Source organism: Streptomyces sp. NPDC000941 (assembly GCF_053599555.1).
On record NZ_JBSFMM010000006.1, the window covers coordinates 107,785 to 131,650 of the forward strand.

A 23,866-nucleotide genomic window follows, 5' to 3' on the forward strand; every position below is an offset into this window, starting at 1 on the left:
GATGGTCCCATGTGTATACGGTCAGGTCGACAGTTCACGAGGTTGGCAGTTCAGTCGTCCAGTCCTCCAAGGTGGTGGCTTCCAGTTGCCGGAACAGTGCCTGCAACGCGCTGTTCGCGTGGGTCGTCGAGTACCACTCCCCGCCTCCGCGCTGGCAGAGAAACTCCCATAGCGGCGCCCGCAGTCGGAAGGCCTGGTGGTAGACGAGGGGGTAGCACGGCTGCCCTTCAAGGTATGACTGCATCCGGCTGAACGCTTCCGCCCCGGGCGCTGCCACCTCGAACTCGGCGCTGAAGACACGTGTGTATTCGCCCTCCGGGTCCGGGCATCCGTCGTGGACCGCCATCTCGTAACACAGGCCCGCAGCGACCAGGCGCTGTACGGCTTCCCGGCTGAACCGCAGCCGCGCCAGGGCTTCCTGCGGCACCTCCCGGCCAAGGAACTCTCTTTGCCACGAGGGTTGATGCGCGATCTGCTCGAGGGCGAAGCCGAATCCCTCAGTCAGCGCGGGCGACGTCCGCCACAAGTCGGCGGGCCCGTTCACTCCCACGGTGAAGTGCAAGGCGTGCCCGAACTCGTGCAGCAGGACTGGCAGATCGCGAAGCGAGCGGCCGGTGCCCACCGACACGCGTACGTCCCTCGGAGGGTCGACCGGCGAGCAGAAGGAGAAGCTGAGCTTCCCCGCCCGGGCCGTGGTGTCGATCGTGACCCGTCGCAGGGCGCCGGACATGCCCCATGACGCGACGGTGTCCACGACGGCGGCCATCGGGTCCCTGGTGAGTCCAGCCGATCCGGCCCGTTCAGCGACCAGCCTGGTATCCAGCAGGCGTGGCTCGACCAGACCGTCGGTCCGCTGCCAGTCGCGCCAGCGCCGCAAGAAGTCCTCGCGGGTCTTGGCCAGCCAGCCACGGGCGTCGGCCACCCACAGGTCGACGTCCGGGTGCAGGGCGCGCACCAGGTGGCCGTGGGTGGGGAAGCCGAGTCGCTGCCGGGCCTCGGCGTATGCGTCAAGCCAGCGCAGCCGATGCTCACCCAGCTGTGCGCTGACCGCAGCCAGAGCCTGCCCGAGTATTTCCCGGTCCTGTGGGGAGTCCGCAGCTCGGTGGGCGGCGAGCAGCTGGGAGTGGCTGAGCTCGTTGCCGCGCCATGGGGCCGTGGTGGCGCGCTGCGCCTGCCGCAACGAGAGGGTGGGCGCGGCGAGGTTGGTGCGGAAGTACCACAAGGCCAGCTCTTGGGCGAAAGCCACGTCTCCCCGGTCCAGCGCGGTGTGGAAGAGGTGGCCGTCGGTGACGTGCCGGAAGCGTTCGTACCGGTTGAGGGCCACGGCGTCGGTGCCGTTGTCCTGGCCTGTGGCGGCGAGCCAGCGGTCGTGCGCGACCTGCCGTTGCAGAGCGGCCAGGTCGGCAGCGTGGTCGGTCAGGTAGTCCGGCAGCACCGTGTTCACCGTCTCACTCCCCCAGCCTGGCCGGGGCAGGGAGACCGAGCACGTCCGCGGTGGTGTCGGCTGCCCGCTGCCAGAACGCCTGCCGGTCCTCGGGCAGCCCGGCGAAGAGCTGAGAGCAGTAGCGAGCGAGGTCGAAGGCGAGGCCCGGGTGGCTGAGCACTGCCCGGATCCAAGCCAGTTGGCCGGGTTCCGGCGGCTGGATCGTCACCTCCTCCAGCCCCGCGCGCATCCTTCCGGCGATCTTCTCCTCCACCCGCGCGCCGTACGCGATGGCTGACTCCTCCCAGCCGCTGGTTCCACTCAGCGCAGCGTCCAGGGTGTCGGCCAGGGCCCGCGCTCCGGTGAGGGCGTCGCCGATGCCCGCTCCGAAGAGGGGATCCTTGTGGCACAGCGCATCGCCGACGAGCCGCCAGCCGGGGCCTGCGGCGGTGCGGTGGTAGTTGCGCAGCGTGCCACAGCCGTAGACCGGAGAGATGCGGTCCGCGTCGCGCAGCCGTGCGGCCATTGAGGACAGGGAGCGCAGCCGCTGTTCGTATCCGGCGACGCCGTCGTGGCGGAGCGGTCCGAAGGTGTCGGGAGGGCAGGACAGCATGATCACCCACTGGCCGTCGTCGCAGGGCCCTGCCTGGATGATGTCGCCGTTGTCGTGCCACAGTTCCAACGAGGGTTCGGGGAGAGGGCGCACGCCGCGCCAGTATGCGTGGAAGGTGGCGCGCAGGACCCCGGCGTCGAACAGCGTGGCGGCTCCAGCCTGCTGGGCGACGAGCGACCCACGACCGTCGGCTCCGACGACGACCCGCGCTTTCTCCTGCCAACCATGGCCTGCTACGCCGACGACCTGGCCGCCCTCGACCAGCAGGCGCTTGACCGAGCAGCGGTCGCGGATCTCCACCTGCCGCTCGGTGGCGGCCCGTCGCAACAGGATCCCGTCCAGGGTCTCGCGCCGTACGCACAGGTTGTACGGATGTCGGGCACGCGGCAGCATCGGCCCGCCGTAGTAGTTGTCCCCCAGTTGCAGATGCCAGTGCGCGAGCCGGGGGGCGCCGCTGGCCTCGACGTCCTCCCGAACCCCGAGTTCGTCATCGAGGAAGGCCAGGACAGACGGGCCGAAGAAGTGGGTCGAGACAGCGGGACTCGGCAGCGGGGCACGGTCACACAGCAACACCCGCCAGTTCCGCCTGGCCAGCAGTGCGGCGAGCGCCGATCCGGCCACCCGGCCGCCGACGATGATCACGTCGTACGTCGGAATCCACTCCCTCGGTCGCTTCGGTCACTGGTCAGTACGAAGGGCAGCCGCCCGGTCCACATCCGGCTGACAGGCCAGACCTCGTTCGAGACCCCGGCGAGGCCAGAGCCGAGCGCATCGCGTAGGTCCATCCGCAGGACACCGCCGCGCAATCGGGCCACGACATGTCCGTGCCGTACCACGAAGCCCTGCCGGACCCGTGCCTCCACGACCGGGGAGAGGCGGCCCTTCTGCACACCGCCGAGCAGGGACTCGATCACCACGCCGTGGTCCATGGCGGCCAGCAGCCCAGCCGCAGGGGCTAGCAACTCCCGCTCAGCGTGCAGGTAGGCGTTGTTGAGCACCGCGGACACCGGCTGGGCTGGTTTGCGACGCAGGGCGTTGCCGCGGAAGCCGTGCCCGGTGGGGCGGGTGTTTCCGGTCGCCGCCGCGCTCTGGCGGGTGTGGTACCGGCCGCACGGCGCACCGCCCTCTATCAGGGTGAGGGGACTGCAGAGAACACCCTCGTCGTCGACCGAGGGACATGGCAGGCCGTCTGCACCACCCGCTTCGTACCCGTCGGTTCCGTACGTCCCGTCGAGCAGGCTCACACGAGGGTCGAGGAGCCGTTCGCCGCCCGGCTGGTCGGTGACGAAGGACCGCCCCATGGCGACGGCCGTGCCGCTCAGCGAGGAGACCAGCGGGGAAAGCAGGGTGTGCACCGCGTGGGGGGCGAGCAGCACCATCGGCTGTGGACCGGACGGCCAGGATTCATGGGGCAGTTCCTGCCAGCCGCCTGCCTGGGAAAGCCAGTCGGCGACCTGGCCCGGGACTGAGGGGGCGCGCGTCCACGAAGTCCAGCTCATCTGCAGGCGTCCGACCTGCTGGGCCTCCGCGACGCCGCTGACTGCCCACCGGCCGGTCGTCTCGACTGTGCCACCGTGCTCCGTGGCCACATGCACAGTCTCATCCACGCGTGAGATGGCGCCGTGCAAGAGAAGCCCGGTGCGGCGCTGCAGTCCGGCCAGTTGGTCCGCCAACGCGCGGGTGCCGGCGACGATCTCCTCGTCGGGGAGATGCTCCGTATGGTGGGTACGACCCGTGTGCGGAAGGTGTGGTGGGTCGGCCAGGGCGGGGACCGGTGGGCCAAAAGCGGCGCATTCCAGGGCGGCGTTGATTAATTCGGCCACCCGCGTGGGGCGGGTCGTGGTGGCGGTTCCCAGTCTTCCGTCCACGACCAGGCGCAGGCAGGCCGTGAGCTCTTGACCGGAACGGACCACGTCGGGCTCGCCGCTGGCCACTTCCGCCACAGTCTCGCGCCGGTCGAGCGCCACCAGCTCCCAGGACTGGACCCGGGATGAGGCGGCGGCGCGGATCTCCTGGACGGCGTGGGAGAGTGCCGAGTCTGCTCGCCCGGTGTGGGCGTCACCCTGTCTCGACACGCAGCCCCCGCAGTCTGATGGCCGGGGCCCAGGAGGACACTGGCAGTGGCCACTGGCCCTGCTTGCCGCAGCTCGCCGAGGTGTCCCCGCGCCAGACCTCCTGTCCGACCGCGTCCACCCTGCCCAGGCTGTCCAGCACGTCGCCGGAGAGCGTGGCTCCGCGCACCAGGCCCTTGACCTCGCCGTCCTCGATCAGACGGCACGTGGCGGGCATGAACACGTACCCGAGGCGGTCGGTCTGGCCTCCCAGGACTCCGCAGGCCAGCAGGCCCCGTCCCCGGATTCCGCCGATCATGTCCGGGAGAGCGTCGGGGCCCGCCTCCATGCAGGTCGTCCGCAGGCGCGGCAGCGGCGGATGGCGGAAACCCAGGGCGCGCGCGTTCCCGGTAGGGCTTTCCCCGAACGCCGCGGCGGTCCTTCGGTCGTGCAGCCGGGAGGTCTCCAGAACTCCCTTCCCGATGATCGTGACGTTCCGAGCCGTAGTCCCCTCGTCGTCGAAGGGCACGTGGCCGCGCGCCGTAGGTGGGCCGGCCGCGTCCGTGATCGTCAACTCGGCGGGGCCCACCTGCCGGCCTGGCTTCATCGCCTCGACCATGTCCGGGTCGCCCAGTTGATGATCGGCTTCCGCGAGGTGGCCGACCGTCTCGTGGGCCCAGATCGCGGCCAGCGGGCCGTCGCAGACGACGTCGTACGTGCCCGACTCCAGGGCAGGCGCGCGGGACAGTTCGACGGCGGTGGCGGCGGCCTGGTCGATCCGCTCCTCCAGGCCTCGTACCGCCGCGAAGTCCCCTGCGCTGCCGACCGACACAGAACCCACCCCGCGCCCGCCACCGTCGCCCGCGTACACCGTGATCTGCAGGGTCATGTCGCCTCTGGTCCAGCTGAGTTCGCTGCCGTCGCTGGTCACCAGATCCACCGTGCTGTGCGTGTGCCGGTAGTACACCAGTGCCCCGGTGATCGCGGGGTGTGCGGCGAGCGCCCGCGCGTGGTAGGCCGCCAGCAGGCCGACCTGTTCATCGAGGGCGACGTCGGCGACCGGCTCGGCCGCTTCCGTGCGGTAGGCGGCTCGCACCGGTTCCCGCTCGGCCGGCCGGGCGGGAGCGGCGGCGAGGCTCTGGGATCGGTGCCGCGCCTGGCTCAGAGCCGTGGCCGGGTCTCCGTCGGTGTACGAGACGAACGAGGACCCGCCCGGCCCCAGCACGCGGGCGCATCCGCCCTCGTCCAGCGTCCAGTTGATGCCCTCGAGTGCCCCGCCGCGCCAGACCGCGCTCAGCAGCCGGCTCCGTTCGGCACGGAGCTCGGCGTACTCGGGGCCGCGCAGTCCTGCGGCGGCGAACGGGTTCAGCAGCACGGGGTCTCGGGCGGCTGGCCGCGGTAGGCCCGTATCGTCGCGCTGGCGACACGGGCGCCGTCGCGGTAGGACACCGGCCCGTCGTCGCTGATCTCGACGTGTTCGAAACCGGCAGCGGACACCAGCTCCCGGTACTGGTCGGCGGTCAGCCCCACCACACACCGTGCGTAGTCCTCGGCATCGGCGGTCGTGCTGTCCGCGGCGTCCTCGGGAACGTCGTCGAGGTACACCACGTCAGAGATCACCGCGAACCCGTTGCCCGGCCGCAGGGCCGTGGCGATCGCGCGCAGCACATCGGTCTTGTCCGGGAACATGCCGAGTACGCAGTTGCTGAACAGAACGTCCACGCTGTCGGGGCGCAGTGGCGGGCGGCGGATGTCGCCGACTCGGACATCGATGTTGGTCAGGCCGGCCTCCTTGGCCGCCTTGCGGGCCGTGCGGACCATGCTCATCGAGCCGTCGATGCCGATCACCTGCCCCTCGGGGCCGACGCGTCGGGCCGCGAGAATCAGATCCAGACCTGCGCCGCAGCCGAAGTCGGCGACCGTCTGCCCGGGGCGCAGGTCGACACCACCGAGCGGCGTGCCGCAGCCGCTGGACAGGTCCAGAACCCACTGCGGAATGTCGGCCAGTTCTTCGGGTGTGTAGATCGTCTGGGGTGCGCAGCACAGTGTGCTGGCTCCAGCCTGCGCCAGAGTGTCGTACCGTTCCTTGACGGCGGTCTCCACCGGTAACTCTGTAGAGGTGGGGGCTCCTATTCTCAGCTCATCCAGGGGAACGAACCCGCCTGTGCCATCTGCTGCCATGTGCTGTCACTCCTGTCGTCGGCCTTCTTCGTCTGGCTCCTGCGACGCAGTGCCATGGGGAGCAGGTAGGCCAGTTCGCGTTCGACGTTGGTCTTGATGGTCTCGACCTTGGGGCAGTAGCAGGTGGCGAAGTCACCACCGCTCGCTGCCCATGCCTTGATCGGGCAGCCACCGCCTCCACAGAACAGCTTGACGTTGCAGTCCCGGCACATCGGGACGGTGTCGACGTGCCGGTGCCGCCATGGCTCACGGTAGCCGTGGGAGTAGCGGAACTCGGGTGCGTACTCACCGCACGCATGCTGCGGGCGGCCTACGGTCTCCGGGCAGCCGTAGAGCTTGCCGTGGGGGTCGAAGGCGATGACGCTGGTGCCCGCGCTGCACCCTTGGAGGTTCGGATGCACGCGGTCGCCTTCCATAACGGCCGACCGGATGCGAGCCGGGTCGGGGCGGAGCAGCGCGTCGACCAGGGGGTTCGCTTCGAGCATGGCGTAGAAGGCATCCCGCAGGCCGGCTTTGACGTCACCGCGCACCATCCTCTGGCGCTTCTCCTCCGGGTGGTCCGGGGTGACGTACAGGAAGGTGGTCTGCTTCGTGAATCCGTAGAACAGGGTCATCAGGGGATGCCCAATCCACCCTTTGGCCCTGGCGAACTCGGCGAACTGGGGCATGTTGTCGATGCTGTCGCGGTCCACCAGGAGGCGGATGAGCACCCGGACCCCGGCATCGAGGGCGGCGTCGATGCTCCGCTCGATGCGGTGGAAGGTGGGCTTGCCGTTGCGGAAGACCCGCCGCTGGTCGTGCACCTCGGGGGTTCCGTCCAGGCTCACCTGGACCTCGTTGCAGCCGTAACGCTTCAACAGGGGGACGTACTTGTCGAGGTCCACGCCGTTGGAGATCGCGGTGGACGGGTAGCCGCGGTCATAAGCGCGCCGCAGGATCTCCTCCACAGCCCAGTGCTGGTACGGGTTGTCCAGCAAAGGCTCGCCACCGAACAACGTGATGTAGGGCGGTCCGGAGTTCTCATGCAGTTCCTGGATCATCGGGATCGAGTCGAAGGCCGCCTCGATCATCTCCTCCGTCATCCGCGGGCTCTTCGTGGTCAGTTCGCCCTCGAAGCAGTAATCACAGGCGAGGTTGCACACGAAAGACGGGATGAACATGAACTGGAACGGCGCTTCCTGGATCGCCTGGAAGTATCCGTCCACCAGGCCCTGATAGGCCGTCCGCTCGGATCCCTCGGACTCGTAGGCGTAACCGCGGGCCTGGAAGACGGCGATGGTCTGGCGGTCCTCGTTGGTGGCGGTTCCGTTCCGCAGGCGGTCCAGAGCCTCCAACTCGGCGCGGCTGACAAGATCCATGCTCCCGGAGACCGCGTCGGCCAGGACGCTGACTTTGCCGTCCTCGGCCAGGTATTCGGGACCGACCAGGCCGGGCGGGAGGCCTACCTTGAATTCCACGGTGTTTGCACTGACTCGCATGGCACTTCTCCCAAGACGTCTGGGGATGAGGGCACGGCAGGATGAGTAACCGGTACCGGTGCGTTCCGGTGGGCAGTGCGTTGTGCGGTCGTACGGGTTCCCCGGGGTCAGTCGCACCCCTCGGGGTCGGCCACCATCACGTTGGCCTGGACGTCGAGGTTCTTGCGGCCGCGCAGTGCGGTGCAGCAGTCGGGCTGCTGCTCCTCAACCTCCGCGTTCTCGATGTTCGCGATCTCCATCATTGGACTTCACCTCCTTCCCTTTCGGTCTCTGCCGTGCCCTCGCATCCTCCGCCGCCGGCGAAGGAAGTCCTGTTGGCGTGCTATTCGAGAAACGCTCTGACAGTCAGTACGGCGACCATGACGACGCCCTCGCCGATGATCAGCCCCGATGCCACAGCTTCGACCGCGCTCTGCCGCTCCGCGTGGCCGCGTACGGCGAGTTGGCGCGTGAGGCCCCCGAGCCCGATCGTCAGGGAGTATGCGGGCGGCAGCAGGATGCCCAGCCCGATCATGGTGGGCATCACCTTGCCGAAGAACGACAGCACCGCCCCGACGGGTCCGCCGACGGCCAGAGCGAGCCCCATCGCTCCCGAGTAGTCCGCGGAATCCCGGACTGTCGAGTCGATGAAGCCCAGTGCCTGGGCGATGGGGGCCGGGAAGCTATGCCCGCCGACGAGCCCGAGGTGGATGAGCACGTAGATGACGCTGATGCCGAGCAGCGCGCCCACCACTCCGCCCAGGGCCTGCGTCCACACGATCTGCCGGGCCGGGACGGTCTCGCCGTCGGGGGCGGTGTCGGCCACTTTCACCGCGTACGTGTAATAGACCGAGGCGATGGCGGTGCTGCATATCGTCGCGGCGGCGAGCACAGCGGTCGTCGGCCCGAGACCAAGCGCAGCAAGCAGCGCCACGCTCAAGTAGAGGACCGGGGCCAGCGGGGCGATTCCGACTTCGCCTCCGGCGCGGTTGAGGAAGAGGCCGAACACCAGCACCAGCACCATGCCGAGCAGCACGAATCCGACCGTCTCGAACACCACCGCTCCCCACACGGCGGCCAGCGCGGCCACTGCGGCGAGCAGAGCCACCGCCGACGCCATCGCCCTCCGTCGGCCGGTAGGGGAAGCGAGGACCGGGCGGACGCCCTTCGTCAGCGCGGCAGCCAGCGGAGCGCGTACCCGCACCAGCGACATCACAGAGTAGCCCAGGATCAGGCCGACACCGCACGCCAGCACCCAGGGATACGTCAGGTGCCGGTCGTAGGAGATCGGCGACGAGTCGGCGCGCTCTCGTACGAACCACACCACCATCGAGTAGGCGGAGCCCGCGGCAAGCCACAGACAGGCTCGGGGCCCGATGAGGAATCCCAGGCCGAACAGCAGCGGGGACAGCGCCAGGGACAGGAAGGACACCCCCGGCACTCCGGGCGTGGTGTCGTGTCCTGTCACATCGGTCACAACCGCCACAGCCCCTGCGGTGACGGCCGCCACAGGCAGGACGCGGCCTAAGCTCCTGGCCTCGGCGCCGCCCGACCGTGTCAGGGCCTGCATGAGAGTGATCGCGGGCCGCAGCGTAGGGAAGGGCAACCGCTCAGTGAAGACAAAGCCTCGGGCGATGGCCATACCGAGCAGCACACCGATGACGTTCGCCGTGGCGGCCAGGACCACCAGCAGCACCCACGCCGGTGTACGGCCGGTTTGGAGCATGACCGTGCCAATACCGGTGTCCAGCGCCGCGGTAGCGACGTAACCACTGGTGGCGAGCGAGAAGACGATGAACAGATGCTGCCAGGTCAGTCGGCCGAGCAACCGCAACAGCCACGCTCCCAGCAGCGCGACGAGCGCCGAGCCGCCGAAGGACGTGCCGGTCCTGAACAGCACCAGAACGTTCAGCACGCACAACACGGTGCCGATACCGAAGCCCACAGCGATGGTCGAGGCGAGCGAATGGCCGCCGACGCTGTGGTCCGGTAAGTCCGATAAGGATCGTTGAACGCTGCCGGTGCCGGCTTCCGGAGGCGGCGCGCCCGTCGGCTCTGCATGATCGCTGCTGGCCATGGGCGTACGTCCCCCTTTCACCGTGATGACGGTCAGTGGTATCGAAGTTTGCCGATGCCACTCCGAGACGGTAGAGATGCGCCAGATGGGCGTCAAGACGGCATGAGTGATCCGGTTCTGTCAGCATCGAGCCCGAAACCTGGCACAACCATCCGCGACCACGCTGGGTGGCAGCATCCCGTGTGGCTTCCGGATACAACGGCGCTCATCCGCAGCACGCCGTCAGTCGCGTCAGACGAGGGGTCTTTGTTCGAGATGACTAGTGATGCCGAGGTCCACGTACGGACCGACGTACAAATCGAGCCAATGCGGTCCTGTCACGCCACCGAGGTGCTGGCCATCTACCAGCTCGGTATCGACGAGGGCGACGCGACTTTCGAGACGGCGGCACCTGATTGGGCCGCGTTCGCTCGCTCCAAGCTGCCCGGGCACCGCTTCGTCGCCCTGGATCCAGTTGCCGGCCGCGTCCAGGGGTGGACGGCCGCCGGAGCGGTCTCATCCCGTCCGGTGTATGCGGGAGTGATCGAGCACTCTGTATACGTTCACCCCGAAGCACGCGGGCGCGGTATCGGCGCAGCGTTGCTGCAGGCTCTGATCCGTTCCGCGGAGGAGGCGGGTGTGTGGACGATCCAGAGCGGCATCTTCCCCGAGAATGCCGCGAGCCTGGCCCTCCATACCCGCGCCGGTTTCCGTATCGTCGGAACCCGCGAACGTATCGGCTGCCATCACGGCGTCTGGCGCGACGTGATCTTCATCGAGCGCCGCAGCCAGCAATCCGGTCGCTGAGACTTCCCCGTACGCAGTCGCGGCCCTGTAGGGCTCCAAACAGGTTCGCAGTGCTGACGTGCGGCTTTATCCGACTACTCGTTGTTCAGTCCGCCGCAGGTGGGCCAGTCCTTGACCAGCTCTCGGGAGAGGTCGGCGATGGGGTGGTCTGGAGCCTGCCAAGCGGGCTTCGGCGCCCGGTCCTGAGGGAGCCGGACCGGGTGCCGTGCAGGGCGACCGCCACGACCTGTTCGGCCTGCTCATGTTGCGATCCTCAGCCGCCCTGGAGAGCGACCGCCACCTGATGCCACTCCGGTAGCTCGCCCTCAGTCTCAGCGTTGCGATCCTCGGCCACCCAGAGGGCGACCGCCACAACCGCCCGGCGCTGCTCATCAGCCCGGCTGGGTGGTTGCGATCCTCGGCCGTCCCAGAGAACGGCCGCCACTGGCGCCACACCCACCCCACTCACTGGGACCGCTGGTTGCGATCCTCGGCCGCCTCAAAAGGCGACCGCCACGTGGGCTGCAGCAGTTTCTCATCGCCGGTCTTCTTGTTGCGATCCTCGGCCGCCCCAGAAGGCGACCGCCACGTAGGCGGGGAGGCGCAGCGCGTACTGGGAACCGTCGTTGCGATCCTCGGTCGCCCCAGAGAGCGACCGCCACGTGCTCCCCATCGCGGTATCGCCAGACCCGCGTGAGGTTGCGATCCTCGGTCGCCCTAGAGAGCGACCGCCACGAGCCCGATCCGCATCCACAGCGGCGGGACCACGCCGTTGCGATCCTCGGTCGCCCCAGAGAGCGACCGCCACAATGACACCAGCTCCACCGGAAGCGCACCCCCGATCATGTTGCGATCCTCAGTCGCCCCAGAGAGCGACCGCCACGAGCCGCCGCTGCGGAAGTAGCTGTGGAGGTCAACGTTGCGATCCTCAGTCGCCCCAGAGAGCGGCCGCCACCCGTGATGTCCAGCGTCTCCACGCTGCCGTCGGGGCGGTTGCGATCCTCGGTCGCCCAAGAGAGCGACCGCCATCAGGACCGTCTGCTGCACGACGCGATGCCGCAGGAGTTGCGATCCTCGGTCGCCCCAGAGAGCGACCGCCACCCGCGACCAGCGGGCCGACGGCTCGGGCACGGTCCATGTTGCGATCCTCGGTCGCCCCAGAGAGCGACCGCCACGACTACAGGCCCGACCGAATCGTCCTACTCTTCTTGTTGCGATCCTCGGTCGCCCCAGAGAGGGACCGCCACCTGTCGTGTTGCCCTGGAAGACCTGGGTGGTCTCGATGTTGCGATCCTCGGCCGCCCCAGAGAGCGACCGCCACACCGCAGTCCGACCTCGTGCAGGTCGGCTGACAGTTCGTTGCGATCCTCGGCCGCTCCAAAGGACGACCGCCACACTTTGTGGTCCCTGATCTTGCCCTCCCTACCCTTGCCGGCACTCTGCTCCTGGACACCGTGTCGATCCCCGGCCTCTCCAAAGAGCCACCGCCACGGTACAGCGGTATACGTCGTACCAAGCGGTGAGGCTGTTGCGATCCTCGGTCACCCCAGAGAGCGACCGTCACATCGGACCCTCCGCCAGGACCTTCGGGGTCACGGGGTTGCGATCCTCGGTCGCCCAAGAGAGCGACCGCCACCGCTCCCGGACCAGGGAGGACCGGATCGACGCACGGTTGCGATCCTCGGTCGACCGAAGGGCGACCGCCACTTGACACCGTCCGGCCACGCGGACCGGGACCCCACACGGTTGCGATCCTCGGCCGTCCCGCAAGACGACCACCACCAGTCTCCCCTTTGCTGGCGCGTAACCACTACAAGGTTGCGATCCTCGGTTGCCCCGCAGGGCGACCGCCGCGCCGCTTTCCTTGTTCGCTGCGTTGATGTCGTTGATGTTGCGATCCTCGGCCGTCCCGAAAGGCGACCGCCACCCCCGGCTGCCTGACTGGCGCAAGGGGGAGCCCGTCGTTGCGATCCTCGGTCGTCCCGAAGGGCGACCGCCACCAGCGCGGTGGCGGCCGCGTCCGCGCCGAAGTCTTTGTTGCGATCCTCGGTCGCCCCGAAGGGCAACCGCCACCAACTGCGGCTATCCCGGCGGTGCCGACGCCCTGCCAGTTGCGATCCTCGGTCGCCCCGAAGGGCGACCGCCACCATCAGGGTGCGTCCGACCCTCGCGATGTACTGGAGGTTGCGATCCTCGGTCGTCCCGAAAGGCGACCGCCACCACAAGCCCCGGCCACCGAACCCGATGTCGCGAGTGATGTTGCGATCCTCATCACCTCGGAAGGCGACTCTACGAGCTGCATAAGTACCGATGCCAGTCCCAACCCTTGGCGTGCCACTATGACACTTGTAGTCCTCCAACGGGACCGCATGGCGACCTCACACAATGGATGGCCTCCGGCGTAAAGGTCGAGGATCGAAACATTGATCTTGTCGTGCCATGCCTGAACAGATCGATGCGGGGTCCAGGGGCGTGAGTTCTTGGGCCCTTTGTCGCCGCTTGCCCGGTACGGCAATATACGTAGATCTGCTCCTTCTGTTCGGAAACCGCTGCGATTGCCCATCCCTCATCCGGCAACATCGAGCTCGCTAGCGGACAAGCTCAATGAAGAGAGCGAGGGCTACGTGTACATCGATCCGGCAACGAGTCCGGCCCCACTCACCGTCGCGGGAGTCGTGGTGATCGTCGTCCTCTTCGTCATTCGCGGGCGACTGAGGATTCGCCTGCGCCTCGCCTAATCAGCAGGTCAGGAGGCGGTGTCGATGGCTGCCTCTATCGTGTGCAGCCACCGACATCCCCTCAAGGACGAGTGCAGGGCGAGTTGCTCACCCACGGGGCCGGGTGCACGTCGATCCGCCGTAAGGGAGCCGTCCGTAGTGGCTGCCGGCTGGATGGCGTCACTCAAGACTCCGGGGCATCGGTACGGCGTTGGAAACGACGACTGTGGTGAAGCATCGATGCAGGTCAGGCTCCTTTGTCAGTGGTAGGGGGTAACTTCCGCCCTTGCGTGGTTATTGGCCGCTTGGTGGCTTCCCGCTCGTGTGGGAGCCGACCTGGTCAAGGGTTGACCGATGCTGGGGTTAGCTTCAGGAAGGGGCGTGGTGGAGGAGCTTTCATGTCTATTCGCGCATAGCGCGAATGGTTCGGGGCGGCGGCATCTGTTGGTGGATCACCTACGGGCGGTTGCCACGCTGGCCCGTGAGTTCGCTCTGCCGTTCGGGGGTGGGGACCTGGCATTCTGGCTGGGTTTGCTGCACGACGCGGGCAAGGCCGCCGAGGAGTGGCAGCGGCGGCTGTTGGTGGTTGAGGGCACGAAGGAAACAGTCGGGATCGACCACAAGGCCGCGGGCACCCGGCTGTTGATCAATGACTTGGGCTTTGACGTGTTCGCCCTGCCCGTTCACGGCCACCACGGTGGCTTGGTGAGCCCGGGGGAACTGGAACAGTACCTGGCTTCGCCTGAGCGGGACCTTGTGGCGGAGGAACAGGCTGCGAAGCGGCTGAAGGCCGCGTTGCCAGAGTTACACAATCCGCCTCCCATGCGGTGGCCAACCATTGCTGGGGACGTTCTCGGGGGCGAGTTGCTGACCCGGATGTTGTTCAGCGCCCTGGTGGACGCGGACCATCTCGATACGCAGGTCCATGTGGGCAAGCGCCGCGAGTACGTGGGAGCGGCGATCGGTATGGCCGAGTTGCTGGACCGGTTCGAGGGCTCGCGGCAGGCGATGCTGGCCCAACGCGACGTTCCCGGGCCGGTTGATCCGCTGCGCGCGGAAGTATACGAGGCGTGTGTGAAGGCCGCCGTGCTGCCGCCGGGCTTCTTCAAGCTGGCGGCGCCGACGGGGCTGGGCAAGACCATGGCGAGCGCGGGATTCGCGCTGCACCACGCGGCCCAGCACGGATTACGGCGGGTTGTGGTGGCGGTGCCGTTCATCTCGATCACCGAGCAGAACGCGGACGTCTACCGGCGGCTGCTGCGTTCCACGGTGCGGGACGCGGTTCTGCTGGAGCATCACAGCAGTGTGGATCTCGACCGGCCGGGCGGGCGGTGGCAGCGGCTGGCTGCTGAGAACTGGGATGCGCCGTTCGTGGTCACCACTACGGTGCAGTTACTGCAGTCGTTGCACTCTCGTCGTCCTTCGGCGATGCGGAAGCTGCACCGTCTTGCCGGGTCGGTGCTTGTGCTGGATGAGATCCAGGCGCTGCCGGTGCATTTGCTGATCCCGATCTTGACGATGCTGCGGCAGCTGGTGGACCACTTTGGTGTCACGGTGTTGTTGGCTTCCGCGACCCAGCCGGAGTTCTGGGATCTGGCGCCGCTGCGCGAGGTGGCTCCGGTGGAGATCTTGCCGGATCCTGCCGAGTTGCAGGCGCGGGTGCGACGTATCCGTCCGATGCGCTACCGCTGGTGGACCGAGCCGCGGCCGACTCTGGAGCAGGTGGCCCGCGAGGCGGTCGGCCATTCCCAGGTGCTGGCGGTCGTCAACACTGTCGATCACGCCCGCCGGTTCTTCACCGCAGCCGAACGCCACGCGCCCCGGGGCGTCGTCGTGCGGCACCTGTCGACGCGCATGTGCCAGGAGCACCGGCGGGCCACACTCGCCGAAGTGGAACGCCTCCTGAGGAAGGGTCAGGCAGTGGTTTTGGTTTCCACTCAGCTCATTGAGGCGGGCGTGGATGTGGACTTCCCTGTGGTCTACCGGGCGTTGGCGCCCGCCGAGAACATCCTCCAGGCGGCGGGGCGAGCGAACCGTGAAGGGCGCCGTTCCGAGGGTGGCCTGGTGGTGATCTTCAGCCCGTACGAGCAGGGCATGCCGCCCTCCTACGGCTTGCCGGTCGCCGAGACGCGTCGCCTGTTCGGCCCCGGTCGGCCGGCTCCCGACGATCTCGGCTCACTGGCCCGCTACTTCCGCCAGTACTACGGGATGCTGCCGCGCACGGCCATGGGAGCCGATCTCATCACTGCGCGGGAGGCGTGGAACTTTCCCGCTGTGGCCGAGGGCTTCCGCATGATCGAGGACGACGGCGTTCCCGTGGTCGTGCACTACCAACGCCCTGGCAGTGACGAAGTACCCATTTCTGCCTGGCTGGAGCGGCTTCGCGGTCATCCAGCCGATGGCTTCAGGCTGCTGCGCCGCCTGCAGCCCTACACCGTCTCACTACGCGCGAATCTGCTGGACAAGCCCGAAGTCTCCAGCTGTCTGCGACCGGTCCTCGGCGACCTCTACGAGTGGACCGGCCTCTATGACGACCAGCTCGGCCTGCATATCCCCACCCACGAGGACACACCATGACCCAGCCCTCAACACGCAAGCGCACCCCGTATCCCCCGCTGGTGATGGACATCAGCGGCGAGTACGCGTGCTTCACCCGGCCCGAACTCAAAGCGGAACGAGTCAGCTACCCCGTTATGACCCCCAGCGCAGCACGCGGCGCACTGGAAGCGGTGTTCTGGAAGCCAGAATTCCAGTACCGCGTCCTGAAAATTGAGGTCCTCAACGACATCCGCTGGTTCAGCATCCGCCGCAACGAAGTCACCGAAGCACCCAGCCTGCGCACTGTCACCCAGACCGGCTCGGCCTATCACTTCGATGCAGCCTCGAACCGGGACCAGCGCAACATGCTCGGGCTGCGCGACGTCGCCTACCGCATCCACGCCACGATGGAGCTCAGGCCGCACGCCGATAGCCCGGTCGCCAAGTACCGCGACCAGTTTCGCAGGCGCTTGGAGCGTGGTGCCTGCTTCACCCACCCCTACCTGGGGTGCCGTGAATTCTCCTGCGCTACCTTCGGCCCCCCGGATGCCAGTCGCACTCCCATTCGAAGGTCCGAGGACCTGGGGGTGATGCTGTGGGATATCGACTACAGCGGTGCGAGCCCCCGCTCCTGGTGGTTCACCGCCCAGCTTGCGGCGGGGGTCCTCGATGTGCCCCGCGAGGGCATCCACGATCCCGCCCGAGACCGGCTCATCCCGCCCGCGGCCGGTCAGCGGGGGGCCTGATGTTCCTCACGCGTCTGGCCGAGTACGCCGCTGAGCACGCCGATCGCCTCCCGCCGGCCTTCCACCTGGAAAGCGGCGTGCTCTGGATGGTCGACCTCGATGCCAAGGGCCGACTAGCCACCACGGACCTGCAACCGATCCGCGACCCCGCCGATCCCGCTGGCCGCCGGGGCCTGCCGACGGTTGTACCCTCCGTCGGCCGCACCTCAGCTGTCGTCCCTCTCCTGGCCTGCGACAAGATCGAATACGCCCTTGGATGGACCGACCCTAAGAAGACCGACGATGCCAAGGCTCAGGCGCGAGCCGTCGGCTACCATCAGGCCTTTTGCGACCTGGCGGCCCGCTGGGCCACCGATTGCCCAGATGATCAGGTTGCCCAGGCCCTCCATGCCTTCCTGGCCTCCGGCGACATCGCACGCGTCACTCAGCCACCGAAGTACGCCCCGACCGATCTCGTGGCCTTCCGCGTGGAAGGGCAGATGGCCCATACCAGTCCCACCGTGCGGACGTACTGGCCCTCGATTGTGCAGAGCCGGAAGTCCTCCGGCCTCCACGGGCACTGTCTAGTAGGCGACCACGACGGGCCGCTGCTCAAACGGATGCCCCGCCCCCTACGCCCCAACCTCATCCCGGCCGTCGGGTACGACCCGGACAGCAAATCCGAACGCAAGCAAACCCAGGGCCCGGCACTGGTCAGCGTCAACCAGACAGCCCACGCCTTCAACCTGCAGACCGAACTAGCCCACATCCCGATCTGCGAAGACTGCGCGGAATCAGCAACCGCCGCCCTGGAGCACCTGCTCAAAAACCGCGGCCAGCGACGCACCATCGGCGATACGGCATTGGTCTGGTGGATCGCACCTACCCCCGGCACGGCCAGCCGCGCAGAGCAGCCCCAAGGTCCCGTACGCCTGCTGTTCAAACCTGACCCCGCCAAGATCGCCGCCATGATCGACGCACCACGCAAGGGCACTGCCATCGTCACCGGCACCGCCCGCACCGACATGTTCTGCGCCGCCACCATGTCCACCAACGCAGGCCGCGTCGTAGTCCGCGACTGGATCGACATCCCACTACCCGAGGCAGAAGCACACATCGCCACCTGGTTCGCCCACATGCAGGTCATCGACCCCTGGACAGGCCAGCGCCGCTTCTTCTCCATCTACCGACTGCTTCTCGCCCTCGGCCGCTGGCAATCCGGCCGCAAGGCCCACTCAGGCTCCTACACCCCGATGGGCTCATCCAGCGCCCGCCGCCCCGTCTGGGCACAACGCGAACTCCTACAAGCAGCCCTCAAGGGCACCCCGCTGTCGTCCTCGATGCTCGCCCACCTGCTGCTCCGCATCCGCACCGACGGTCGCTTCGACCTCCCCCGGCAGGCCCTGATCCGGCTGTGCCTGACCCGGTCCCACCCCAATCACGCCCAGGAGCTGTCCATGGCCCTCGATCCGGAAGACCTCACCCCCGCCTATGTAGCCGGCCGCATGTTCGCCGTCCTCGAAGCCCTTCAGTTCGCGGCCACCCGCGCAGGAGGCTCCGCCCTCAACACCACCATCACCGACCGCTACTTCAGCCGCGCCGTCACCAGCCCGGCCACCGTCCTGGTGCCCGCACTGCGCAACTCCAAGGCGCACCTGAAGAAGCTCCGGACCCACAACCGCGAGAAGTCAGCCGTCTTCTTCGCCCGCAGTCTCGATGAGCTCACCGGACGTCTGCGCCCGTTCCCCACCCACCTGGCCCTGCACGACCAGGGACTGTGGCTCAACGGCTACGCGGACCAGCGCAACCACGACATTGCCCGCGCCCGCGAGCGGGGCCTGCCCACCAAGGAACTTCTCCCCGACACCGAGACCACCGACGACACCACCACCAAGGAGTGACCATGACCGACATCCCCGCACACCTGCTCGACCCCACCCGCCGCCACGACATCGTCCTGCTCTTCGACGTCCACGACGGCAACCCCAACGGCGACCCCGACGCCGGAAACCACCCCCGCATCGACACCGAGACCTACCACGGCCTCGTCACCGACGTCGCCCTCAAACGCAAGATCCGCGACACCATCCCCCTGCTGCGCCCCGACGACCCCCGCTACAAGATCTTCGTCGAGGCCGACATCGCCCTGAACTCCAATATTGAACGCGGCTTCACCGGCAGCGCCGTCAAACCCACCCAGAGGCCCACGCCGGACGAACGTCAGAAGGTCCAGAAGTGGATGTGCGACAACTTCGTCGACATCCGGCTCTTCGGCGGCGTGCTGTCCACCGGTGACGCCCGCGCCGGACACGTCCGCGGCCCCCTGCAGTTCACCTTCGGCCGCAGCGTCTCCCCCGTCCACCCTGTCGACCACACCATCACCCGCGTCACCCAGACCAAACAAGCCGACATCGACAAGGGCGAACAAACCGAGATGGGCTCCAAATGGACCGTCCACTACGGCCTCTACCGCGCTCACGCCTTCTACAGCGCCTCCCGAGGTAAGCAAACCGGCGTCACGAGCGACGATCTGCAGGCCCTGTGGACCGTCCTGCAGCACATGTTCGACCACGACCGCAGCGCCACCCGAGGCGAAATGGCCACCCGCGGCCTGTACGTCTTCACCCACGACGACGCCTTCGGCAAAGCCCCCGCCGCCACCCTCTTCGACCGCATCACCATCGAACCCCTCTCCGATGAACCACCCCGGACCTTCAACCACTACAAGACCAACACCGACTTGGCCGACCTACCTTTGGGGATCACCTTCACACCCCTCATCGGGTGACCCCAGAACGGCTATCCACGCGCATCGATGTACCCCTTACACCCACCATGGCTGACACGCCGTGGATAGTCCCTTTGCAGAGAGATTCGAGGGTCGCACCTTTGGTGAAAGTCGCCTCCTGACCGTCCCGCTGGGGCGATCGCCCTCCGCTGCGGCAGGAGATCGCAACCACCTCACCCGTGCGGCGATGAGGAGCAGACAGTGTGTGGCGGTCGCTCTCTGGGCCGTCCGAGGACCGCAACGGCGCTGGCATCGGCGGCAAGCCATACGCCGACTCGTGGCGGTCGCCCCCGGGGGTGACCGTGGATCGCAACAACCGCTCGGTCGCCGGGGAGGCCCGCGAGGCGCGGGTGGCGGTCGCCCTCCGAGGTGACCGTGGATCGCAACGAGTGGGACGGGTGGACGTGTGCCGACTGCGCCGTGATGGCGGTCGCCCTCCGGGGCGACCGTGGATCGCAACATCAAGTACGGCGGTTTCACGTTCATCGACGACCCGCAGTGCGGTCGCCCTTCAGGGTGACCGTGGATCGCAACCTCGCCTACCAAGCGGAGAGTCTCCTGCACCAGGGGTGGCGGTCGCCCTCCGGAGCGACCGTGGATCGCAATGCCTGGATGACGGCCTCGACCGCATCCCGGTACGTGGTGGCGGTCGCTCTCCGGGGCGGCCGTGGATCGCAGCCAGGTCGACACCCCCAGCGGCACCCGCCTGTGCGAACGTGGCGGTCGCCTTCCGGGAGGACCATGGATCGCAACATCACCGGCTCGCGCGTCATCGACAAGCAGACGCAGGAGTGGCGGTCGCCCTCCAGGGCGACCGTGGATCGCAACCACATTCTGGAGGAGTGCCGACTCCATCAGCTCACGTGGCGGTCGCCCTCCGGGGTGACCGTGGATCGCAACTCCACGCCCCACGTCAGGACGGTCCCGGTGGGCACGTGGCGGTCGCCCTCCGGGGCGACCGTGGATCGCAACTGCCGGGCGAGGTCGCCGAGAAACAGGTTCCGGCTGTGGCGGTCGCCCTCCGAGGTGACCATCGCACCCAGTCGGGCTGCCCGTGGCAGGGCTCAAGCGGCGGGTACCCGGGCTGCGCCGCGAGGAGGTCGCCGCCCTGGCCGGGCTCAGCATCGACTACTACATCCGACTAGAACGCGGCGCGCTCACCAACGCCTCCGACAGCGTGCTGCACGTCATCGCCCGTGCGCTGCAACTCGATGCTACCGAGCAGGCCCACCTGATCGACCTGGCGCGTGCCAGCCAGGCCGTCCCCGTGCGCCGCTCCCATCGCACCCCGCCCGCGACGATCGCCCGGAACTGCAGACGGTGCTCGACGCCCTTGTCGGGGTCCCCGCGCTGGTGCGCATTCCCACCCTCGACGTGATCGCCGCCAACCCCTCGCCCGGGCCCTCTACAGCGTGCTCTACACCGACGCGCGCATAGCTCACAACCTCGGCCGGTTCACATTCCTCGACTCCCAGGCCGACCAGTTCTGGCGCGACTGGGACGAAGTCGCCGACGATCTTACCGCCCATCTGCGCGCCGCCAGCACCACCCCCTACGGCCGAACCCTCACCGACCTCGTCGGCGAGCTGTCCACCCGCAGCGACACCTTCCACCAGCTGTGGGCCTGCCACGACGTGCGCGCCTGCGTCCGCGGCACGAAACCGTCCCAACACCCGGTGCGCTGTCAGGAGGACAGGTCGATGGCCGAGCCCCTCCGGACGCTGTCGATCGCCTTCTTCGAGGGTCGACTCACCCCGGCCAGCAAACTGGGCCGTTTCCAGTACGGGCCGTTTCCCCGGCGCTCAGCCCGGGTCCCGCAGCAGACCATCGATCCAGGCGTTGCATAGCGTGGCCGACCGTCACACACCGCCCCGACCCCGCCGCCCACAACCAGAGCAGCGTCGGCGCAGGTCTCCAGGCAGCCACTTCCGATTACCTGCGTCCCATCAGCGTCCCAACCTCGGCGCCCACCCGCTCGCACAGCCCACCTGCGGCTGCTTGCCCCGGCAGCGAACTGAGACGTCCGCCCAGGTCAGAGCGGCACCAACCAACTCCTGATGGCAACGGCGTCGAACTCACGCGCAGCGGATTCAGTCCGTTGGCCCAAAGTTCTGAATCCGCACGCCCGCTGCGACGTTTCCGCAGGTCAGCGACCTGTCTTGGTGGGGCGGGTGGGACTCGAACCCACGGCCGACGGATTATGAGTCCGCTGCTCTAACCGGCTGAGCTACCGCCCCGTAACGGCGCGTCGCGCGCATCCGCGTGCGCCGTCTGCCGCAGCATAGCCGCTCATACGATCTGTTGCTTCGGGGGGCCGGGGATGGGTACCCCCATGTCCGCGTACCGGGGCCCATGACGGGCCGGGGGCCGGAGCGGCCGGGCAGGGGGATCAAAACGGGGCGGGAAATGAAAAAGGACCCCGTGGGGTCCTCTCCCTCTGCTCCCCCGACTGGACTCGAACCAGTAACCCTCCGGTTAACAGCCGAATGCTCTGCCAATTGAGCTACAGGGGACCGAGCTCCCCCGACTGGACTCGAACCAGTAACCTGCCGGTTAACAGCCGGCTGCTCTGCCAATTGAGCTACAGGGGATTGCTCCGTGTGCACCGACCGCACCCCCATCCAGGGCTCCCGGACGGCGTGCGCTCGCTGCGACACATACATTAGCGCAAGCAGGGGGGTGCTCCGCCAATCGGTAACCTCGTGGGTGTCCACGGCGGCCGTGGGTGATCTGCGGCCGGGACGGGTAGGCGCTGCACGACCCAAGGGTCCGATGCGAGGGACAACCAGAAGGGCAGGTCGATGCGGTACCGGCTGACGTTCATCACGGGGCTGGCTGTCGGATACGTACTCGGCACGAGGGCCGGCCGCGAGCGGTACGAGCAGCTGCGTACATGTGCGCAGCAGTTCGTACGGAATCCGGCGGTCCGGAACACCGCCGAGACAGCCGCCCTGGGCGGGCGGCAGGCGGCGGCCAGGGCCTTTGAGAAGACCAAGCCGCTGCGCGAGCGGATCGGGCAGCGGGAGAAGTCCGCCGGCGCGGAGGACGACTGGGGGACGAGCAACACCTAGCCCTCCGCGGTGGCATGATCTGGGTCCATGGGGATAGTCGCCGGGTTGGACAGTTCGTCCGAGAGCACACGGATCGTCGTCTGCGATACGGATACGGGAGCCGTGATCAGGCAGGGTTACGCCCCGCACCCCGCGGCCGACGCCGCGACTCCCCCAGGGGCCGCCCCCGCCTCGCCGTACGACGTGGACCCCCAGTCCTGGCTGCTGTCGCTCGGCGAGGCCGCCGGGGGCAAGCTGCTGGAGGGGGTCCAGGCCATCGGCGTTTCGGCGCAGGGGAACGGGCTGCTCACGCTGGACGCGGGTGGGGCGCTCGTACGGCCCGCCCTGGTGGGCAACGACAAGCGCGCCCAGTCCGCGGCCGCCGACCTCATCGACTCGCTCGGCGGCCGCGCCGCATGGGCACAGGCGGTCGGCGCCGTGCCGAGCGCGACGCAGGCCGTCGCCAAACTGCGGTGGCTGGCCCGCACCGAGCCGGACGCGGCGCGGCAGGTGACCGAGCTGATGCAGCCGCACGACTGGCTGGTGTGGCAGCTGCTGGGGCGGCCCGCGCGGCGCACCACCGACCGCGGCACAGCCTCCGGCACCGGCTACTGGTCCGCCGCGACCGGCTCCTGGCGCCCCGACCTCATCGAGCTGGCCCTCGGCCACCAAGTGCGGCTGCCCGAGGTCATCGGCCCCGCCGAGGCCGCGGGCCACACCCCCGAGGGGCTGCTGATCTCCGCCGGGACCGGCGAGACCATGGCGGCGGCCTTCGGCCTCGGCGTCGGCGTCGGCGACGCGGTGATCTCGCTGGGCGCCTCGGGTTCCGTCTTCTCCGTCCACCACGAGGCGCTGGTCGACCCCTCCGGCACCATCACCTCGTACGCGGACGCCACCGGCATGCATCTGCCCGTCGTCCATACGCTCAACGCCGTACGGGCGCTGCGCGGCACCGCGGAGCTGCTGAGCGTCGACCTGGAAGGGCTCTCCGCGCTCGCCCTCAAGTCCACGCCCGGGTCGTACGGGCTGGTCCTGCTGCCCTACCTCGAGGGCGAGCGCACCCCGCATCTGCCGCACACCGCCGGGACGCTGACGGGGCTGCGGCGCGAGAGCATGAAGCCCGAGCACCTGGCCCGCGCCGCCTTCGAGGGCATGCTGTGCGGGCTCGCGGACGCGCTGGACGTGCTGCGCGGGCGCGGGGTCGCGGTGCGGCGGGTGTTCCTGCTGGGGCCCGCGGCGGACCTGCCCGCGGTGCGCGCCATCGCCCCCGCGCTGCTGGGCGCCCAGGTCGTGGTCCCCCAGTCCGCGGACTACGCCGCGCTGGGCGCCGCCCGGCAGGCCGCCTGGGCCCTGGGCGCCGCGCACGGCACCCTCTCGCCGCACCAGCCGCCGCTGTGGCCGGCGGCCGCGAGCCAGGTCTTCGAGGCGGGCGATGAGCTGGCGGTGGGGCAGGCGGTGCGGCAGCAGTACGTCGCGGTGCG

18 protein-coding genes and 3 tRNA genes are annotated in these 23,866 nt (G+C 68.4%); 9 read left to right on the plus strand and 12 right to left on the minus strand.

All coding sequences use genetic code 11. The features are described from left to right. Positions 1-34 precede the first annotated feature (34 nt). From ACWDSL_RS04115 to ACWDSL_RS04150, 8 genes are all read right to left on the minus strand, one after another. Positions 35-1,444, minus strand: coding sequence for a hypothetical protein (locus ACWDSL_RS04115; RefSeq protein WP_450481503.1), 1,410 nt, complete (start codon positions 1,442-1,444; stop codon positions 35-37). Between the two features lie 4 nt (positions 1,445-1,448). Next, positions 1,449-2,678: an NAD(P)/FAD-dependent oxidoreductase gene (locus tag ACWDSL_RS04120; protein ID WP_450481505.1), complete on the minus strand. Its 1,230-nt coding sequence runs from the start codon at positions 2,676-2,678 to the stop codon at positions 1,449-1,451. Further along, positions 2,675-4,111 carry a metallopeptidase TldD-related protein gene (locus tag ACWDSL_RS04125; RefSeq protein ID WP_450481507.1) on the minus strand — a complete coding sequence of 479 codons (1,437 nt, stop codon included), beginning with the start codon at positions 4,109-4,111 and terminating at the stop codon, positions 2,675-2,677. Before ACWDSL_RS04125 ends, ACWDSL_RS04120 begins: the two co-directional genes overlap by 4 nt. After that, on the minus strand, positions 4,095-5,462 hold the full coding sequence (locus ACWDSL_RS04130; RefSeq protein ID WP_450481509.1) for a TldD/PmbA family protein: 1,368 nt from the start codon (positions 5,460-5,462) through the stop codon (positions 4,095-4,097). Before ACWDSL_RS04130 ends, ACWDSL_RS04125 begins: the two co-directional genes overlap by 17 nt. Continuing rightward, positions 5,453-6,190 carry a methyltransferase domain-containing protein gene (locus tag ACWDSL_RS04135; protein WP_450481511.1) on the minus strand — a complete coding sequence of 246 codons (738 nt, stop codon included), beginning with the start codon at positions 6,188-6,190 and terminating at the stop codon, positions 5,453-5,455. Before ACWDSL_RS04135 ends, ACWDSL_RS04130 begins: the two co-directional genes overlap by 10 nt. A gap of 32 nt (positions 6,191-6,222) precedes the next feature. Then, the gene (locus ACWDSL_RS04140; protein WP_450481513.1) at positions 6,223-7,725 is read right to left on the minus strand and encodes a radical SAM protein; all 1,503 of its coding nucleotides are present in this window, start codon (positions 7,723-7,725) and stop codon (positions 6,223-6,225) included. 128 nt (positions 7,726-7,853) lie between these two features. Beyond that, on the minus strand, positions 7,854-7,988 hold the full coding sequence (locus tag ACWDSL_RS04145; RefSeq protein WP_353596785.1) for a hypothetical protein: 135 nt from the start codon (positions 7,986-7,988) through the stop codon (positions 7,854-7,856). A gap of 80 nt (positions 7,989-8,068) precedes the next feature. Beyond that, a complete protein-coding gene (locus tag ACWDSL_RS04150) occupies positions 8,069-9,802 on the minus strand; it encodes an OPT/YSL family transporter (protein ID WP_450481515.1) in 1,734 nt (577 codons plus the stop codon). Between the two features lie 306 nt (positions 9,803-10,108). On the opposite strand from ACWDSL_RS04150, the gene ACWDSL_RS04155 reads away from it, so the two are divergent. From ACWDSL_RS04155 to cas7c, 5 genes are all read left to right on the plus strand, one after another. Further along, positions 10,109-10,588, plus strand: coding sequence for an N-acetyltransferase family protein (locus ACWDSL_RS04155; protein ID WP_450481534.1), 480 nt, complete (start codon positions 10,109-10,111; stop codon positions 10,586-10,588). A gap of 3,077 nt (positions 10,589-13,665) precedes the next feature. Further along, complete coding sequence (gene cas3 / locus ACWDSL_RS04160) at positions 13,666-15,861, plus strand: CRISPR-associated helicase Cas3' (protein WP_450481517.1); 2,196 nt, start codon at positions 13,666-13,668, stop codon at positions 15,859-15,861. Continuing rightward, entirely contained in the window at positions 15,858-16,568 is a 711-nt protein-coding gene (cas5c, locus tag ACWDSL_RS04165) for a type I-C CRISPR-associated protein Cas5c (protein ID WP_450481519.1), read from the plus strand. The genes cas3 and cas5c overlap by 4 nt, the downstream gene beginning before the upstream one ends. Continuing rightward, entirely contained in the window at positions 16,568-18,448 is a 1,881-nt protein-coding gene (gene cas8c, locus ACWDSL_RS04170) for a type I-C CRISPR-associated protein Cas8c/Csd1 (RefSeq protein WP_450481521.1), read from the plus strand. Before cas5c ends, cas8c begins: the two co-directional genes overlap by 1 nt. A 2-nt stretch (positions 18,449-18,450) precedes the next feature. Then, positions 18,451-19,335, plus strand: a complete 885-nt coding sequence (gene cas7c / locus ACWDSL_RS04175; RefSeq protein WP_450481522.1) for a type I-C CRISPR-associated protein Cas7/Csd2 — start codon at positions 18,451-18,453, stop codon at positions 19,333-19,335. An 854-nt stretch (positions 19,336-20,189) separates the two neighbouring features. Here the strand turns inward: cas7c and ACWDSL_RS04180 are convergent. Continuing rightward, a complete protein-coding gene (locus tag ACWDSL_RS04180) occupies positions 20,190-20,369 on the minus strand; it encodes a hypothetical protein (protein ID WP_450481524.1) in 180 nt (59 codons plus the stop codon). A gap of 20 nt (positions 20,370-20,389) precedes the next feature. On the opposite strand from ACWDSL_RS04180, the gene ACWDSL_RS04185 reads away from it, so the two are divergent. Both ACWDSL_RS04185 and ACWDSL_RS04190 read left to right on the plus strand, forming a co-directional pair. Further along, positions 20,390-20,713 carry a helix-turn-helix domain-containing protein gene (locus ACWDSL_RS04185; RefSeq protein ID WP_450481526.1) on the plus strand — a complete coding sequence of 108 codons (324 nt, stop codon included), beginning with the start codon at positions 20,390-20,392 and terminating at the stop codon, positions 20,711-20,713. Continuing rightward, on the plus strand, positions 20,616-21,182 hold the full coding sequence (locus ACWDSL_RS04190; RefSeq protein WP_450481536.1) for an MmyB family transcriptional regulator: 567 nt from the start codon (positions 20,616-20,618) through the stop codon (positions 21,180-21,182). The genes ACWDSL_RS04185 and ACWDSL_RS04190 overlap by 98 nt, the downstream gene beginning before the upstream one ends. Before the next feature lie 313 nt (positions 21,183-21,495). On the opposite strand, the gene ACWDSL_RS04195 is transcribed toward ACWDSL_RS04190, so the two are convergent. The 3 genes from ACWDSL_RS04195 to ACWDSL_RS04205 form a co-directional block, all read right to left on the minus strand. Beyond that, positions 21,496-21,572: transfer RNA gene (locus ACWDSL_RS04195), tRNA-Ile, on the minus strand. A gap of 203 nt (positions 21,573-21,775) precedes the next feature. Beyond that, a tRNA-Asn gene (locus ACWDSL_RS04200) sits at positions 21,776-21,848 on the minus strand. A gap of 5 nt (positions 21,849-21,853) precedes the next feature. Continuing rightward, positions 21,854-21,926: transfer RNA gene (locus tag ACWDSL_RS04205), tRNA-Asn, on the minus strand. 210 nt (positions 21,927-22,136) lie between these two features. Here ACWDSL_RS04205 and ACWDSL_RS04210 point away from each other — a divergent pair. Then, on the plus strand, positions 22,137-22,406 hold the full coding sequence (locus tag ACWDSL_RS04210) for a YtxH domain-containing protein (protein WP_398532565.1): 270 nt from the start codon (positions 22,137-22,139) through the stop codon (positions 22,404-22,406). Positions 22,407-22,433: 27 nt separating this feature from the next. Then, on the plus strand, positions 22,434-23,866 hold a 1,433-nt coding region (locus ACWDSL_RS04215), incomplete at its 3' end, for an FGGY family carbohydrate kinase (RefSeq protein ID WP_450481528.1).